Origin of the sequence: Acidovorax sp. Root275, from assembly GCF_001428965.1 — a bacterium.
In the GTDB taxonomy this organism is placed as follows: Bacteria; Pseudomonadota; Gammaproteobacteria; order Burkholderiales; family Burkholderiaceae_C; genus Acidovorax; species Acidovorax radicis.
In genome coordinates, this window is the sequence record NZ_LMJH01000001.1 from 1463129 (window position 1) to 1479050 (window position 15922).

14 protein-coding genes are annotated in these 15922 nt (G+C 66.0%); 6 read left to right on the forward strand and 8 right to left on the reverse strand.

Annotated elements, in window-relative coordinates; genetic code table 11:
• Positions 1-36: 36 nt before the first annotated feature.
• Positions 37-2766 (forward strand): DUF4118 domain-containing protein, encoded by a 2730-nt coding sequence (locus ASE52_RS06570; protein ID WP_057224653.1) that lies wholly within the window; start codon positions 37-39, stop codon positions 2764-2766.
• Positions 2767-2789: 23 nt separating this feature from the next.
• Positions 2790-3500 (forward strand): response regulator, encoded by a 711-nt coding sequence (locus tag ASE52_RS06575; RefSeq protein ID WP_057224657.1) that lies wholly within the window; start codon positions 2790-2792, stop codon positions 3498-3500.
• A 21-nt stretch (positions 3501-3521) separates the two neighbouring features.
• Here ASE52_RS06575 and ASE52_RS06580 read toward each other — a convergent pair whose 3' ends face one another.
• Complete coding sequence (locus tag ASE52_RS06580) at positions 3522-4478, reverse strand: YafY family protein (RefSeq protein ID WP_057224659.1); 957 nt, start codon at positions 4476-4478, stop codon at positions 3522-3524.
• 93 nt (positions 4479-4571) lie between these two features.
• On the opposite strand from ASE52_RS06580, the gene ASE52_RS06585 reads away from it, so the two are divergent.
• On the forward strand, positions 4572-5180 hold the full coding sequence (locus ASE52_RS06585) for a glutathione S-transferase family protein (protein WP_057224661.1): 609 nt from the start codon (positions 4572-4574) through the stop codon (positions 5178-5180).
• 33 nt (positions 5181-5213) lie between these two features.
• Here ASE52_RS06585 and rng read toward each other — a convergent pair whose 3' ends face one another.
• The 7 genes from rng to ASE52_RS06620 all read right to left on the reverse strand — a co-directional run bounded on the left by rng (position 5214) and on the right by ASE52_RS06620 (position 12140).
• A complete protein-coding gene (rng, locus tag ASE52_RS06590; protein ID WP_010458757.1) occupies positions 5214-6701 on the reverse strand; it encodes a ribonuclease G in 1488 nt (495 codons plus the stop codon).
• Positions 6702-6731: 30 nt separating this feature from the next.
• The gene (locus ASE52_RS06595) at positions 6732-7346 is read right to left on the reverse strand and encodes a Maf family protein (protein WP_057224663.1); all 615 of its coding nucleotides are present in this window, start codon (positions 7344-7346) and stop codon (positions 6732-6734) included.
• A gap of 96 nt (positions 7347-7442) precedes the next feature.
• Entirely contained in the window at positions 7443-7910 is a 468-nt protein-coding gene (gene rlmH, locus ASE52_RS06600; RefSeq protein ID WP_010458753.1) for a 23S rRNA (pseudouridine(1915)-N(3))-methyltransferase RlmH, read from the reverse strand.
• Positions 7911-7966: 56 nt separating this feature from the next.
• Positions 7967-8851, reverse strand: coding sequence for a ribosome silencing factor (gene rsfS, locus ASE52_RS06605; protein WP_057224665.1), 885 nt, complete (start codon positions 8849-8851; stop codon positions 7967-7969).
• 194 nt (positions 8852-9045) lie between these two features.
• Positions 9046-10026: an oxygen-dependent coproporphyrinogen oxidase gene (gene hemF / locus ASE52_RS06610; RefSeq protein ID WP_057224667.1), complete on the reverse strand. Its 981-nt coding sequence runs from the start codon at positions 10024-10026 to the stop codon at positions 9046-9048.
• A complete protein-coding gene (purD, locus tag ASE52_RS06615) occupies positions 10026-11306 on the reverse strand; it encodes a phosphoribosylamine--glycine ligase (RefSeq protein WP_057224669.1) in 1281 nt (426 codons plus the stop codon). The genes hemF and purD overlap by 1 nt, the downstream gene beginning before the upstream one ends.
• A gap of 114 nt (positions 11307-11420) precedes the next feature.
• Positions 11421-12140, reverse strand: a complete 720-nt coding sequence (locus ASE52_RS06620) for a YebC/PmpR family DNA-binding transcriptional regulator (RefSeq protein ID WP_010458745.1) — start codon at positions 12138-12140, stop codon at positions 11421-11423.
• Positions 12141-12211: 71 nt separating this feature from the next.
• On the opposite strand from ASE52_RS06620, the gene ASE52_RS06625 reads away from it, so the two are divergent.
• The 3 genes from ASE52_RS06625 to ASE52_RS06635 all read left to right on the forward strand — a co-directional run bounded on the left by ASE52_RS06625 (position 12212) and on the right by ASE52_RS06635 (position 15746).
• Positions 12212-13732 (forward strand): helicase HerA-like C-terminal domain-containing protein, encoded by a 1521-nt coding sequence (locus ASE52_RS06625; RefSeq protein WP_057224671.1) that lies wholly within the window; start codon positions 12212-12214, stop codon positions 13730-13732.
• Between the two features lie 185 nt (positions 13733-13917).
• Positions 13918-14736, forward strand: a complete 819-nt coding sequence (locus tag ASE52_RS26000) for a hypothetical protein (protein ID WP_010458741.1) — start codon at positions 13918-13920, stop codon at positions 14734-14736.
• A gap of 164 nt (positions 14737-14900) precedes the next feature.
• Entirely contained in the window at positions 14901-15746 is an 846-nt protein-coding gene (locus ASE52_RS06635) for an enoyl-CoA hydratase-related protein (RefSeq protein WP_057224673.1), read from the forward strand.
• The last annotated feature ends 176 nt before the right edge of the window (positions 15747-15922 follow it).

Consider the following 15922-nt stretch of genomic DNA (forward strand, 5'->3'; position numbering starts at 1 on the left):
CCGATTTGACTCATATTTGGTGGATACACTGTGCCCATGCAGGATCGCCCCGACCCCGACGCGCTGCTGCAGCGCATCCAGCAAGAGCAGGCCCAGCAGCAGCGTGGGCGGCTCAAGGTGTTTTTTGGCGCCTGCGCGGGGGTGGGCAAGACCTTTGCCATGCTGTCCGCCGCGCGGGCGGCGCAGGCGCAGGGCCTGCCCGTCACCATTGGCGTGGTCGAGACCCACGGCCGCGCCGACACCGAGGCGCTGACAGCGCACCTGCCCCGCCTGCCGCTGCGCGCCCTGCCCTACAAAGACCGCACCCTGCCCGAGTTTGACCTGGACGCCGCCCTGGCCTGGGGCGCCGCGCACCCCGATGGCCTGGTGCTGCTGGACGAACTGGCCCACAGCAACGTGGCCGGATCGCGTCACCCCAAGCGCTGGCAAGACGCTGAAGAGCTGCTGGCTGCAGGCATCGACGTGTGGTCCACCATGAACGTGCAGCACCTGGAGAGCCTGAACGACATCGTGAGCGGCATCACCGGCATCCGCGTGTGGGAGACGGTGCCCGACCAGTTCTTTGACGCAGCCGATGAAGTGGTGGTGGTCGACCTGCCGCCCGACGAGCTGCTGGCGCGCCTCAAAGCTGGCAAGGTCTACCTGCCCCAGCAGGCCGAACGCGCCGCCGCCAATTTCTTTCGCAAAGGCAACCTGCTGGCCCTGCGCGAGCTGGCCCTGCGCCGCACTGCCGACCGGGTGGACGATGAAATGCGCGCCTACCGCCGCGCCAGCACCACCACTGCCGAAGCCGTGTGGCCCAACCGCGAGGCCCTGCTGGCCTGCGTGGGCACCGGCGACAACGCCGAAAAAGTGGTGCGCAGCTGCGCCCGCCTGGCCGCCCAGCTCGACCTGCCATGGCACGCCGTGCATGTGGAAACGCCCGAGCAGCAAGGCCAGTCGGCCACCCTGCATCCGCAGGTGGAGCGCACGCTGAAAATCGCCCAGCAGCTGGGCGCCGCCGCCTGCGCCGTGCTGCCTGCTGCCCAGCCCGCCCAGGCCCTGGTGCGCTATGCGCGCGAGCACAACCTGGTGCGCGTGGTGATGGGCCGCAGCACGCGCCGCTGGCCGTGGCAAGCCACACTGGCGGAGCAGGTCGGCCAACTGGCGAGCGACCTCGACCTGCTGCAGGTCGGCACGCTGGTGGGCCGAACAGGCAGCACAACCCCGGCAGACAACGCCAAGCCCATCGCTAGCACCACCCCGTCCGCCACGCGCCCGCCCTTCTGGCCCGGCTACATCGCCGCAGCCCTGGCCTGCTGCATTGCCGCCGTCGTGGCCACCCCGCTGGCCAATGTGCTGGAGCTGACCAACATCGTCATGCTGTTTTTGCTGGTGGTGGTGGGGGTGGCTCTCAGATTCGGGCGCGGCCCGGCCATCATGGCCGCGTTTCTGGGCGTGGGGTTCTTTGACTTTTTCTTTGTGCCACCCCGCTTCAACTTTGCGGTGAGCGACGCCCAGTACGTCGTCACCTTCGCCGTGATGCTGGTGGTGGCCCTGGTGGTGGGCCAGCTCACCGCCGGGCTCAAGGTGCAGGCCGAGGCCGCCACCGACCGCGAACACCGCGTGCGCAGCCTGTACGACATGGCACGGGACCTGTCTGCCGCCCTGCTGCCCGAACAGGTGGCCGAGATTGGCGCACGCTTTATCACGGGGGAATTCAGCGCAGGCAGCACGCTGGTGGTGGCCGACGATGACAACCGCCTGCAGGTTCTGCCCGGAGGCAACGCCCCCGTGGACATGGCCGTGGCGCAATGGGCATTTGAGCGCGGCGAGCCCGCAGGCCGGGGCACGGACACCTTGCACTCCAGCCCCACGCTGGTGCTGCCGCTCAAGGCGCCGATGCGCATCCGTGGCGTGCTGGTGGTGGCGATGCCGCAAGGCCAGGTGCCGGGCGTAGAACCGCGCCGCCTGCTGCAGACCTGCGCCTCGCTGCTCGCCATTTCGCTCGAACGCATCCACTACATCGACGTGGCGCAAAAGAGCACGGTACAGATCGAGTCCGAGCGGCTGCGCAACTCGCTGCTGTCGGCCATCTCGCACGACCTGCGCACCCCGCTGGCCTCACTGGTCGGCCTGGCGGAATCACTGGCCATGGTGCAGCCGCCCCTGCCCGCCCATCAACAAGAGCTGACCGGCGCCATCCAGCAATCCGCCCAGCGCATGAGCGCACTGGTCAACAACCTGCTGGACATGGCCCGACTGGAGGCCGGGGCCGTGCAGCTCAACAAAGCCTGGCAGCCGCTGGAAGAAGTGGTGGGCAGTGCCCTGGCCGCCAGTGCCCCCGCCATCGCTGCGCACCGGGTCGAAGTGACTCTGCCCGACGACCTGCCACTGCTGCAGATTGATGCCGTGCTGATGGAGCGCGTGCTGGTCAACCTGCTGGAAAACGCCGCCAAGTACACGCCCGCAGACACCACCATCCACATCAGCGCGCAGCCCCAAAGCGACGCGGTGGCACTGACCCTCACCGACGAAGGTCCGGGCCTGCCCAAAGGCCGCGAGGAGCTGCTGTTTGAAAAGTTCGAGCGCGGCGCCCGCGAGAGCGCGACGCCCGGCGTCGGCCTGGGGCTGGCGATTTGCCGCGCCATCGTGCAGGCGCATGGTGGCAGCATCCGGGGCGATACGATCCTGAACGCCCAAGGCCAGGCCGCCGGGGCGCGCTTTACGCTGCTGCTACCACGCGGCACACCGCCCACCGACCTGGGCGATGATGCCGACGCCTGACACCCTTGCATCCATGCCATGCCATGACCGACCTGCCCACGCATATCCTCATCGTCGAAGACGAAGCCGATATCCGCCGCTTTGTGCGACTGACGCTGGAGACCGAAGGCCACACCGTGCACGAGGCCGCCACCCTGCAGCGCGGCCTGATCGAGGCCGGCACCCGCCGCCCCGACCTGGTGGTGCTGGACCTGGGCCTGCCCGATGGAGATGGCGTCGATTTGATCCGCGACCTGCGCACCTGGTCGGCCATGCCCATCATCGTGCTCTCGGCCCGCAGCGCGGAGGCCAGCAAGATCGCGGCGCTGGATGCTGGGGCCGACGACTACCTGGTCAAACCCTTTGGCTCGGGCGAACTGATGGCCCGCGTGCGCGCGCAGCTGCGGCGCAGCCAGCGGTCCTCCAGCGCCGAGGCGCAACCCGTGATCCAGTTCGGCAACATCACCGTGGACCTGGCCCGCCGCACCGTGGAGCGCCACACGGAAGGGCATGGCAGCGAGGCCCTGCACCTCACGCCCATCGAATACAAGCTGCTCACACACCTGGCGTCCCAGCCCGACCGCGTGATCACCCACCAGCAACTGCTCAAGGCCGTGTGGGGGCCGGGCCACGCGGAGGACACGCACTATGTGCGCGTGCACCTGGCCAACTTGCGCAAGAAGGTGGAAGACAACGCGTCCATGCCCCGGCACTTGGTGACCGAGGCGGGAATCGGCTATCGGTTTGTGCCGTAGGCCCGAAAGCCCTGTTTTCTCTCAGGGTGCACAGCGCAGGGCCCGCTCGCCAATCGCCTTCAGCCGGTCCTTCAACGCCTGTGGGGCCAGCACCTCAAAATCCAGGTCCAACACCACCAGCCAATACACCAGCGTATCGAGCGAATGGGCTCCGCATTCCAGCACACAGCGCTCGGCATCCAAGGCTTTGAGGACACCGACCGACGGGGGAATGCGGTGCACCGCTTCTGACAACGGCGCATGCAACACAATGCGCGCCTGCTCCGCATAAGGGGCCACCGCCAGCGAGCGCGAAACATACGCCTTCAAATCCCCACCGTCTGGTGACACCCGGGGCGCGAAATGGGCGCCCACCATGGGCACCCCTACGATGCGGTCGATGCGGAAGGTGCGCCAGTCCTCCCGCACCCGGTCCCACGCCACCAGGTACCAGCGGTGGCCGGTATGGGCCAGGCCCTGGGGTTCCACGCTGCGTTCAGCGCTGCGGCCCCGGCTGTCGCCGTAGGTGAACGCCAGGCGCAGCTGGTCTCGGCAGGCCGATGCGAGTGTGGCCAGCAGCGAGGCATCCACCACCGGCCCGACACGGTCCATGGGCAGGATGGTGGAGCGCAGTGCGTCCACCTGCTGCCGCAGCCGTGCGGGCATGGCCTGCTCCAGCTTGACCAGCGCCCGCAGCGCCGGTTCTTCAATGCCGCCCACCGCACCCGCTGTGGCGGTGCGCAGCGCAATCGACACGGCCAGGGCCTCGCCGTCGTCCAGCAGCAAGGGCGGCAGCGCCTGCCCGGCCCGGAAGGCATATCCACCCGCCACACCGCTGCTGGCATGCACGGGGTAGCCCAGCTGGCGCAGGCGGTCGATGTCCCGCCGCAGGGTGCGCGGATGCACCTCCAGGCGCTCGGCCAGTTCCGGCCCCATCCAGTGGTTGCGCGTCTGCAACAAGGAAAGCAGCCGCAACAGGCGGGTGGATGACGTGAGCATGGCGTGACTGTACTGCGCATTGAGGGCCAAAATTGTCCGCAATGGTTCTTACAGTGGCACCACCTTTTCTTCCACAACCCCAAGGAGCTTTTTATGTCCATCGTCCTCTACTGGCACCCCATGTCCAGCGCCAGCCCTATCGCCTGCGCCCTTGTCGAACTGGGTGTGCCCCACGAACGCGTGAAGGTCGACATCCGCACCGGCGAACAGCACCGCCCGGAGTACCTGGCCCTCAACCCCAACGGCAAGGTCCCCACCTTGACCGTGGACGGTGCCCCCATGTTCGAGACCCTGGCCATTCACCTGTGGCTGGGCCATCGCTTTGGCATCGAACGCGGGCTGTGGCCCGCAGCGGGCACGCCCGAGGCGCTGCAGGCCCTGTCGTGGTGTGCCTGGTCGTACGTGACCTACGGCGCGGTGCTGGTGCGCCTGCACGTGGCCACGCAGGGCGAGGATTCCCTGCGCAGCGCCGTGCATGCACAGGCGGCCACAGCGGGCCTGAACGATTTGCTGGCGGTGCTGGACGCGCGTCTGGCCGCGCAGCCCTGGATGCTGGGGGCCGACTACTCGCTGGTGGACCTGGTGGTGGGGTCGGTGCTGGGCTACAGCGTGTACCTGGGCGCGCCGGTGAATGCGCACCCGCACGTGAAGGACTGGCTGGCGCGGGTGCAGGCACGCCCTGCGATGCAGATCGAGAGCTGATGCTGCGCCCCGGCCGCGAGGGGCGCCGGGGCGCTAGAGCAGCACGATGTCGTACTGCTCCTGCCCCATTGCACTCTCGGCCTGCAGCGAGATCGGCTTGCCTATGAAGTCGGACAGCCCCGCGAGGTGCTGGCTCTCTTCGTCCAGAAACAGCTCCACCACCCGTGCCGACGCCACCACCCGGAATTCGCGCGGGTTGAACTGGCGCGCTTCGCGCAGGATCTCGCGCAGCACGTCGTAGCACACGCTGCGCGCGGTCTTGACGCTGCCCTTGCCCTGGCAGGCCTCGCAGGGTTCGCACAGCATGTGGGCCAGGGATTCGCGGGTGCGCTTGCGCGTCATTTCCACCAGCCCCAGCTGCGAGAAGCCACCCGCCATGGTCTTCACGCGGTCGCGGGCGAGCTGTTTTTTGAACTCCGCCAGCACGGCCTGCTGGTGGTCGTCGCGCACCATGTCAATGAAGTCCACGATGATGATGCCTCCCAGGTTCCGCAGGCGCAGCTGGCGCGCAATGGCCTGCGCGGCTTCGAGGTTGGTCTTGAAGATGGTGTCGTCGAAATTGCGGGCGCCCACATAGCCGCCGGTGTTCACGTCGATGGTGGTGAGCGCCTCGGTCTGGTCCACGATGAGGTAACCGCCCGACTTCAGGTCGACGCGGCGCCCCAGGGCCTTGGCCACTTCTTCGTCAATGGAGTACAGGTCAAAAATCGGGCGTTCGCCCTTGTAGTGCTGCAGCTTGCCGGCGGCGGCGGGCATGAACTCCACGCCAAACGCCCGCAGCCGCTGGAACTGCTCCATCGAGTCGAGCCGGATGGTCTGCGTGTGGTCGCCCACCAGGTCGCGCAGCACGCGCTGCAGCAGGTCCAGGTCCTGGTGCAGCAGCGACATGGCCGGCAGCTTGAGCGATGCCTCCTTGATGCGCGCCCAGGTCTTGCGCAGGTAGGCGATGTCTTCGGCCAGTTCTTCGTCGGTAGAGTCTTCGCCATTGGTGCGCAGGATGAACCCGCCGCCACCGCCCGTGGATTTGTCGCCCACCAGCGCCTGCAGGCGCGCACGCAGCGCATCGCGCTCTGCGGGCGGAATCTTCTGCGACACGCCCACATGGTCGTCCTGCGGCAAAAACACCAGCAGGCGCCCGGCCACGCTGATCTGCGTGGAAAGGCGCGCGCCCTTGGTGCCAATCGGGTCCTTGATGACCTGCACCATGAGCGACTGGCCTTCGAACACCTGCTTTTCAATCGGCACCTGCGGCTCGTTCTTGCGGGCAAATGCGGGCGGCTCGCCATCGGGCTGGCGCTGCCACACATCGGCCACATGCAAAAAGGCCGCGCGCTCCAGGCCGATGTCGATGAAGGCCGACTGCATGCCCGGCAGCACGCGCGACACCTTGCCCAGATAGACATTGCCCACCAGGCCGCGCTCCAGCGTGCGCTCGATGTGCAGCTCCTGCACGGCGCCGTGCTCCACCACGGCCACGCGGGTTTCCTGGGGCGACCAGTTGATCAGGATGTCTTGTTGCATGGCGTTGTTGTTGTCTGTTGTTGCTGTCGCCTAGATGGCGAAACCTGCCGCGCGCAGCAGCTGTGCCGTCTCGTACATCGGCAGCCCCATAATGCCCGAATAGCTGCCAGCCAGGTGCTCCACATATGCAGCAGCCCGGCCCTGGATACCGTAAGCCCCGGCCTTGCCCAGTGGCTCACCCGTGGCCACGTAGGCCTCAATCTGCGCGGTGGTCATGGCTGCAAAGGTCACTCGGGATATGGACAGCGCGCTCAGGCGCTTGGGGCCCACCTGCAGCGCCACCGCGGTGAGCACGCGGTGCTCGTGGCCCGCCAGCTCGGCCAGCATGCGCGCGGCATGGAGCGCGTCGTCGGGCTTGCCGTAGATGGTGCGGCCGAGGGCCACGGTGGTGTCAGAGCACAGGATGGGCGCATCGGGCAAACCACGGCGGGCACGCCGGGCCACGGCAGCGTCGAGCTTGAGGGCGGTCACGCGCTCCACATACGCCGTGGGCGCTTCGCCGGGCAACACCACCTCGATGGCTTCGGCGTCTTCGGGCTCGTCGCCGCCCACATTGGGCAGCAGCAGTTCGTGGCGTACCCCAAGTTGTTCGAGCAGTTGGCGCCGGCGCGGGCTTTGGGAAGCAAGGTAGATGAAGTCGGGCATGAACGGATTTTGAATAAAAATCAGCTCTAGCGCTTATCCATCAAGCGCTAGCAGCTATAAAAAATATAGTACTTCACCCACACCCCGATCCAGGCCTCATTCGCGGTGGTAGGGGTGCCCGGCGTTCACCGACCAGGCGCGGTACAGCTGCTCGATGAGCAGCACCCGCACCATGGCGTGTGGCAAAGTCAGGTCCGAGAGGCGGATGCGCTCGTGCGCCCCCTGGCGAAAGGCCGGGTCCAGCCCGTCGGGGCCGCCGATAACCAGGGCCACATCGTCGCCACCCAGCTGCCAGCCCTTCAGGCGCTCGGCCAGGGCCTTGGTGGTGAGGTTGGTGCCGCGCTCGTCCAGCGCCACCACGCGCGTGCCCCGGGGGATGGCGGCTTCAATGCGCTCGCGCTCGGCGGCATACAGCGTCTCTAGCGTTTTGGAGCCGCGCGGTTCGGTCTTGACGGCTTTGAGTTCGACTTTGAGCTCCGGCGGAAACCGCTTGGCGTAGTCGTCGTATGCAGTCTGCGCCCAGTCGGGCACGCGCTGGCCCACGGCCACGATCAGCAGCTTCATGGCAACTCAGGCGCAGTGCGCGGGTACAGGTGGTCGTCGATGGGCCGAGGCTGCAATCACTTGCGGCCCGGTGCCCTCTTGGCTGCGGGCTTGGCAGCTGCGCCGCCGCGAGTTGCGGCGGGCTTGGCACCGGTCTTGGCGGCAGCAGCGGTCTTGCTGCGGGGGGCCGATGGCTTGACGACCACGGTCTTGATCGGTGCCTTGGTGGCTGCGGGCTTCTTGGCGGCAGTGGTTGGCTTTGCGGGCGCCTTGGCTGGTGCGGCCTTGGCACTGCTGCTTTTTGCGGGGGTCTTGGCTGGGGCCTTGGTGATGGCTTTGGCAGGTGCTTTTGCTGTTGTCTTGGCTGCAGGTTTCGCAGCAGATTTAGCAGGTGCGGCAGCGGACTTGGCAGCTGTTTTGGCCACGGCCTTGACCGTAGCTTTGCCCGACCGGGCCGGCACCGCTGGTGCGGCTGCCTTTTTGGCGGGCGCCTTGCCGGCAGCCTTGGCGTCAGACTTGGCAGCCTTCTGGGCCGACTTCTTTTCGGCCAATTCGGTGGCGGCGCTGGAAACCGGCTTGGCGGCGCCCAGCTTCAGGCGCACTGGCGTGTCGCCCCACAGCTCTTCCAGGCGGTAGTACTGGCGGATGGCGGGCTGCATGATGTGCGCCACGGCGGCGCCACAGTCCACGATGATCCATTCGCCGTTGTCTTCGCCTTCGATGCGCGGCTTGGTGAAGCCCGCTTCTTTCACCGCGTCGCGCACGCTGGCAGCCAAGGCCTTGGTCTGGCGGTTGGAGGTGCCCGATGCCACGATCACCCGTTCAAACAGCGGCGAGAGATGCTCGGTGTTGAAGACCTGGATGTCTTGCGCCTTGACGTCCTCCAGGCCATCGACGATGGCGCGCTGGAGTTTGGTGACGTCTTTTTTGGCGGCGGTTTCCGATTTGGTGGAGGTGGTCATCAGGCGGTGAATAGAGAGGAAATGGAATCAATATAGCGTGCAACGCAGCGCGCAACCAGTAGGGCTGCGCCTTGGGTGTTGCGCTGGTGTTGCGCAGGGGCGCTGCGGCAGTTTGAGGTGTTTTTGGCCTCTTGCGCTGGTGTGAAAAGCGCGGGCAGCTATTGAAATTATAGCTTTTGCGCTTGTCAAGGCTTTCAAACCGCTGCAGCAGCCTCGCCAGCCAGCCAGTCGCGCCGCAGCAGAAAGCGCTGCGTGAGATCAGCTTCGGCGGAATCGGCCGCATCCGAACGCTGGTACGACCACGCCACCAGCGGCGGCATGGACAGCAAAATGGACTCAGTGCGCCCACCCGACTGCAGGCCAAAATGCGTGCCCCGGTCCCAGACCAGGTTGAACTCCACATAACGGCCGCGGCGGTAGAGCTGGAAGTCCCGCTCGCGCTCGCCGTAGGGCGTGCCCTGGCGCTTTTCCACGATAGGCAGGTAGGCCTTCAAAAAGGCGTCGCCCACCGACTGCGTCATCGCTAGGCTTTGCTCAAAGCCCAGCTCCGAGAAGTCGTCATAGAACACGCCACCCACGCCTCGCTGCTCGCTGCGGTGCTTGAGGTAGAAGTATTCGTCACACCACTGCTTGAAGCGCGGGTACTTGTCGTCACCAAAGGGTGCCAAGGCATCACGGCAGGTGCGGTGAAAGTGCACCGCATCTTCCTCAAAGCCGTAGTACGGCGTGAGGTCCATGCCACCGCCAAACCAGCAGGTCGGCGCTTGCCCAGGGTGACCAGCCGCGATCACGCGCACGTTCATGTGCACCGTCGGCACGTAGGGATTGCGCGGGTGGAACACCAGCGACACGCCCATGGCCTCGAACGGTGCGCCCGCCAGCTCGGGCCGGTGCTGCGTGGCCGAGGGTGGCAGCTGGGGGCCGCGTACATGGCTGAAGCCGCAACCCGCGCGCTCGAACACGCGGCCGCCTTCCACGATCTTGGTGATGCCGTCGCCTTGCAGTGGCTCCCCGGGAGGCTTGCTCCAGGCGTCGGCCAGAAAGCGTGCACTGCCCTCGCCTTCAGCGGCTTCCACGGCTTCCAGCGCATCGGTGATGCGGGCCTGAAGGCCCTGCAGATAGCCGCGCACACGGGTCACCGTGTCGGCGGTGTTCAGGCTTTGTGCATCTGCCATCAGCTTTTCAGGGCACGGAAGCCGATATCGCGGCGGTACTGCGCACCATCGAACTGGATGCCGCGCGCCACGTCATAGGCACGCTGCTGCGCCTGCTTAACGCTGTCGGCCAGCACCGTCACGCACAACACGCGGCCACCGGTCACGCTGACCACACCGTCTTTCAGCTGCGTGCCCGCATGGAACACCACGGCATCGTCCGCCTCGGCTGGCAGGCCGGTGATGGGGTCACCCTTGCGCGGGTTCTCCGGGTAGCCATGGGCGGCCATGACCACGCCCAGTGCGGTGCGGCGGTCCCATTGCGGTTCCATCTGGTCGAGCTTGCCGTCAGCGGCAGCAGCCATCACGTCGCTGAAGTCGCTTTTCAGGCGCATGAGGATGGGTTGCGTCTCGGGGTCGCCCATGCGGCAGTTGAATTCGAGCGTCTTGGGCTGGCCCTTGGCGTCGATCATCAGGCCGGCGTACAGGAAGCCGGTGTAAGGGATGCCGTCCTTTTCCATGCCACGGATCGTGGGCAGGATGATTTCGCGCATGGCGCGGGCATGTACATCGGCCGTGACCACGGGAGCGGGCGAATACGCACCCATGCCGCCGGTGTTGGGGCCTTCGTCGCCGTCTTTGAGGCGCTTGTGGTCCTGGCTGGTGGCCAGGGCCAGCACGTTCTTGCCGTCGCACAGCACGATGAAGGAAGCTTCCTCGCCTTCAAGGAATTCCTCGATCACCACACGCGCGCCACCTTCGTTGTGGGTCACGCCGTATTTGTTGTCCACCAGCATAAAGTCCACAGCATCATGGGCCTCCTGCAGCGTCATGGCCACAACCACGCCCTTGCCCGCCGCCAGGCCGTCGGCCTTGATGACGATGGGCGCGCCCAGCCGGTCCACAAACGCGTGGGCCGCAGCGGGGTCGGTGAAGGTGTCGTAGTCGGCCGTGGGGATTCCATGGCGGCGCATGAAGGCCTTGGAAAAGGCCTTGGAGCTTTCGAGCTGGGCAGCAGCCTTGGTGGGGCCGAAGATGCGCAGGCCATTGGCACGGAACTCATCGACCACACCCGCCGCCAGTGGCGCCTCGGGGCCCACCACCGTCAGTGCGATCTTTTCGGCCTGCGCCCACACACGCAGTTCGCGCACGTCGGTGATGGCCACGTTCTCAAGCTTGGAGTTCAGCGCGGTGCCGCCATTGCCAGGCGCCACATACACCTTGGTCACCTTGGGGGACTCGCTCAGTTTCCACGCCATCGCGTGTTCACGGCCGCCGCCACCAATCACAAGTACTTTCATAGGAACCTTTGGTGAACCCTGCTCGCGGCGCTGGGCTGCTTGGCGGGGTTCGGGGAAATATCAGTCGGAAAACAAGTCAGCGCAAGAAAAAAGCGGCGGTCCACAGGCGCAATGTCACAGGGCAGCGTTGTGGTAGACCTCCTGGGTATCGTCCAGGTCCTCCAGCACATCCAGCAGCCGCTGCATGCGCGCCGCGTCGTCGCCCGTCAGTTCGATGGTGTTTTCAGGCCGCATGGTCACGCCCGCCACTTCGGGCGTCAGGCCTGCCGCTTCCAGGGCATTCTTCACGGCTTCAAAGTCGGCGGGGGCGGTCAGCACCTCTACTGCGCCGTCGTCGTCGGTCACCACGTCTTCGGCCCCCGCCTCCAGCGCCACTTCCATCACCTTGTCTTCGCTGGTGCCGGGGGCAAAAATCAGTTGGCCGCAGTGCTTGAACTGAAAAACCACCGAGCCCTCGGTGCCCATGTTGCCACCGTGTTTGCTGAACGCGTGTCGTACTTCGGCCACGGTGCGCACCCGGTTGTCGGTCATCGTGTCGATCATGATCGCTGCGCCACCAATGCCATAGCCCTCGTAGCGGATTTCCTCGTAGGTCAATCCCTCGGCGTTGCCCGTGGCCTTGTCGATGTTGTACTTGATGCGGTCGGCGGGCATGTTGGCCGCCTTGGCCTTGTCCACCGCCAGGCGCAGGCGGGGGTTGGCAGACAGGTCGCCGCCGCCCGAGCGGGCAGCCACAGTGATTTCACGAATGATGCGGGTCCAGATCTTGCCGCGTTTTTCATCCTGCCGCCCTTTGCGGTGCTGGATATTCGCCCATTTGCTGTGTCCTGCCACGAGAAGTCCTTTTGTATTGATTTAATCTACTGACCGCGATTTTACTTTTGACTCCACCCGGAACCTCCGCCATGGCCGAACCCCTCCTGATTGCCAAGCACGACACCATCGAATGCCACCTGCTGCCCGGCCTGGCCAACCGCCACGGGCTCATCACCGGCGCCACCGGCACCGGCAAGACCGTGACCCTGCAGACCCTGGCCGAGAACTTCTCGCGCATTGGCGTGCCGGTGTTCATGGCCGATGTGAAGGGCGACCTCACGGGCGCCAGCCAGCCGGGCAAGATCGGCGACAAGCTGGCTGCCGTGCTCAAGGAGCGGGGCCTTCCCCTGCCCGCCCCCCTGGCCTGCCCCACCACGCTGTGGGATGTGTTCGGCGAACAGGGCCACCCGGTGCGTGCCACGGTGTCCGACATGGGCCCGCTGCTGCTGGGCCGCATGCTCAACCTGAACGAGACCCAGCTGGGTGTGCTCAACCTGGTGTTCAAGATCGCCGACGACAACGGCATGCTGCTGCTGGACCTCAAAGACCTGCGCGCCATGCTGCAGTACGTGGGCGACAACGCCAAAGAGTTCACCACCGAGTACGGCAACGTGAGCGCCGCCAGCGTGGGCGCCATCCAGCGCGGGCTGCTGCAGATCGAGCAGCAGGGCGGCACGCAGTTCTTCGGCGAGCCCATGCTCAACATCCAGGACTTCATGCAGACGGTGGACGGTCATGGCGTGGTCAACATCCTGGCGGCCGACAAGCTCATGAATTCGCCGCGCCTGTACGCCACGTTCTTGCTGTGGATGCTGTCGGAGCTGTTCGAGCAACTGCCCGAGATTGGCGATCCCGAGCAGCCCAAACTGGTGTTCTTCTTCGACGAGGCCCACCTGTTGTTCAACGAGGCGCCCAAGGTGCTGGTGGAGCGCATCGAACTCGTGGTGCGCCTGGTGCGCTCCAAGGGCGTCGGGGTTTACTTCGTGACGCAAAACCCGCTCGATATCCCCGATAGCGTGCTGGCCCAGCTGGGCAACCGTGTGCAGCATGCGCTGCGGGCCTTCACCCCGCGCGACCAGAAGGCCGTCAAGGCCACGGCCACCACCATGCGGCAAAAGCCGGGCCTCGATATCGAAACCGCCATCACCGAGCTGGCCGTGGGCGAGGCGCTGGTGAGCTTTCTGGATGCCAAGGGCCGTCCGAGCATCACCGAGCGCGTCTTCGTACTGCCACCCGGCAGCCAGCTCGGCCCCATCACACCGCAGCAGCGCCAGGTGCTGGTGGCCAACTCGCTGGTCGCGGGCGTGTATGAAAAGCTGGTGGACCGCGAATCGGCCTACGAAAAGCTCAAGGGCCGCGCGGCCGAAGCCAGTGCGCAAGCGCCGGCCAGTGGCAAAGGAGCACCCGCCAACACGGAAGACAGCGGCGGCGGCCTGATGGGCGGGCTCAACGACGTGCTGTTTGGCACCACCGGCCCGCGTGGTGGCAAACGCGACGGCCTGGCCCAGACCATGGCCAAGTCGGCGGTGCGCACCATGGGCACCACCATCGGCAAGGAAATCCTGCGCGGGGTGCTGGGCAGCATCTTCGGCGGCAGCAAGCGGCGTTGAACCCGGCAGGGGCGCAGATTCCCGCCCCTGCCTTGCATCCCCAGCGCGGCCCCATCGCCGGACCGTCAGCTATTGGTGGTGCCGCTGGCAATCCACGCGTGACAATCTGAAGACATCGTCCAAAGTGTCATCAATCAGTCACATGACCGCCGTGAAATCGCCACATAACAACAAAAGGAGGGACGATGAAACGCATCGAAAACATTCTGCTGTGGTGGGGAAGCAAGGTTGTGCTGCTGGCGATTGGCGTGTGGGTGGCCGCTATCGTCGGGATCTTTGCGGGTGCCTGGCGCTTGCGCTGGCCCTGGATCCTGTATTTTTTTGCCACGGTCGTCGTCACGGCCCTGGTGATCCAGTGGACCCGCGCGGTGCGCCAGCGCACCATCCGCGAAGCCCCCCTGCCCCGCTTTCTGCAGCGCAAGCTGCGTGAAACCTACCCGCACCTGAGCACGCGCGATTGCGAGCTGGTCGAACGCGGCCTGCGCCAGTTCTTCATGGCCTGCCTGCGCGGCAACAAGCAGTTTGTGGCCATGCCCTCCAAGGCGGTCGATGTACTGTGGCATGAGTTCATCCTGCACACCCAGGCCTACAAAGCCTGGTGCCACAACGCCCTGGGCTTCTTCTTGCACCACACCCCGGCCGAGGCGCTGGGCAAAAAGGCGCGGCACAACGACGGCCTGCGCCGCTGCTGGTACTGGGTGTGCAAGGAGGAGTCCATCGACCCCAAGGCCCCCAGCCGCCTGCCCCTGCTGTTTGCGCTGGATGCCAAGTTCGCCATTGCCGGCGGCTTCACCTACGTGCCCGACTGTTCCGACATCGCCCGCAAGAGCGACGCGGGTGGTAGCGGTGGCGACAGCTACTGCGGCACCAGCTTCTCGGACGGCAGCTACAGCGGCAGCTCGGGCGACTTCGGCGGCGCCGAGAGTTCGGATGGCGGTGGTGGCGACGGCGGCGGAGATGGAGGGGGCGATGGCGGCGGCTGCGGTGGGGGCGGCGGCGATTGAGCGACATCCGCTCCGGCGGAATACCGCGTAGTCACGGCGACCCCGGTAGTTACTCCTTTTTTTATAGCTTGAAGCGCTTACCAGACAAGCGCCATCGGCCAAAAATACCCAAAGTCACCCAGGCGACGACCCCGGGTGGGCCAGCGGGTCTACAGTGACAGTCCATGAACACCACCCCCACCTGCTTCACCCTCAGCATCACCCACCATGTCGCCCACCTGGTGCTGAACCGCCCCGAGGCCATGAACACCATGCACCCCACCTTCTGGCGCGAGCTGGACGAGGTGCTGGCCCAGCTGAACAAATCGGGCGAGGCGCGGGCGCTGGTTATCAGCAGCACCGGCAAACATTTCAGCGCGGGCATGGCGCTGGAGACCTTCGGCGGTGCCATCACCATGGACGACCAGAGCCCCGAGGGCCGCGCCGCCATCTTTGACCTGCTGACCGACATGCAGGCCACCTTCAGCCGCATCGAAAGCCTGCGCATCCCCGTGATCATGGCCATCCACGGCGGCTGCATCGGCGGTGCGGTGGACATGGTCACCGCCGCCTGTGTGCGCTACGCCACGGCCGACGCGTTCTTCTGCATCCAGGAGATCAACATCGGCATGGTGGCCGACGTGGGCACGCTGCAGCGCCTGCCCAAGCTGATCCCGCTGGGTGTGGTGAAAGAGCTGGCCTACACCGGCCGCCGCCTGAGCGCCGCCAGGGCCCTGGGCTACGGCCTGGTCAACGAAGTGTTCGAGACCCAAGAAGCGATGCTCGCCGCTGCCTTGCAATGCGCACAAGAGATCGCCAGCAAGCCGCCCGTGGCCATCTGGGGCACCAAACAGGCCGTGAACTACGCGCGCGACCATTCGGTGGAAGACAGCCTGCGCCAGATGGGCTGGCTGCAGGGCGCCATCTGGAGCAACCAGCATGTGCGCGAGTCCGTCACGGCGATGAAACAAAAGCGCGCGGGCGACTTCCCGGCGCTCACGCCGCTGCAGCGGTTCAGCGAGCTGGGCTAAGAACGTGTTCATGATCTCGCAGGGGTCGCATTGGAGCGCAATCGGGATGAGTGGATGCTTCGAATGCGCCGCATGGGCTCATGCCCATGCAAGCAGCCGGGGCTTCCAATCGCCCGATTTCGCTCCNAACCCTTCGGGCAGCGGTCTTGGCGGGCGGTCTGCGGCGTTGCGGCGCT

Coding starts and splice junctions, on each gene's coding strand:
- rlmH (WP_010458753.1), bottom strand. CDS start 7,910: ATGAAGCTGCTGATCGTGGCCGTGGGCCAGCGCGTGCCCGACTGGGCG.
- ASE52_RS06595 (WP_057224663.1), bottom strand. CDS start 7,346: ATGCCCGACTTCATCTACCTTGCTTCCCAAAGCCCGCGCCGGCGCCAA.
- rng (WP_010458757.1), bottom strand. CDS start 6,701: ATGCAACAAGACATCCTGATCAACTGGTCGCCCCAGGAAACCCGCGTG.
- purD (WP_057224669.1), bottom strand. CDS start 11,306: ATGAAAGTACTTGTGATTGGTGGCGGCGGCCGTGAACACGCGATGGCG.
- ASE52_RS06575 (WP_057224657.1), top strand. CDS start 2,790: ATGACCGACCTGCCCACGCATATCCTCATCGTCGAAGACGAAGCCGAT.
- ASE52_RS26000 (WP_010458741.1), top strand. CDS start 13,918: ATGAAACGCATCGAAAACATTCTGCTGTGGTGGGGAAGCAAGGTTGTG.
- ASE52_RS06580 (WP_057224659.1), bottom strand. CDS start 4,478: ATGCTCACGTCATCCACCCGCCTGTTGCGGCTGCTTTCCTTGTTGCAG.
- ASE52_RS06635 (WP_057224673.1), top strand. CDS start 14,901: ATGAACACCACCCCCACCTGCTTCACCCTCAGCATCACCCACCATGTC.
- ASE52_RS06585 (WP_057224661.1), top strand. CDS start 4,572: ATGTCCATCGTCCTCTACTGGCACCCCATGTCCAGCGCCAGCCCTATC.
- hemF (WP_057224667.1), bottom strand. CDS start 10,026: ATGGCAGATGCACAAAGCCTGAACACCGCCGACACGGTGACCCGTGTG.
- ASE52_RS06625 (WP_057224671.1), top strand. CDS start 12,212: ATGGCCGAACCCCTCCTGATTGCCAAGCACGACACCATCGAATGCCAC.
- ASE52_RS06570 (WP_057224653.1), top strand. CDS start 37: ATGCAGGATCGCCCCGACCCCGACGCGCTGCTGCAGCGCATCCAGCAA.
- rsfS (WP_057224665.1), bottom strand. CDS start 8,851: ATGACCACCTCCACCAAATCGGAAACCGCCGCCAAAAAAGACGTCACC.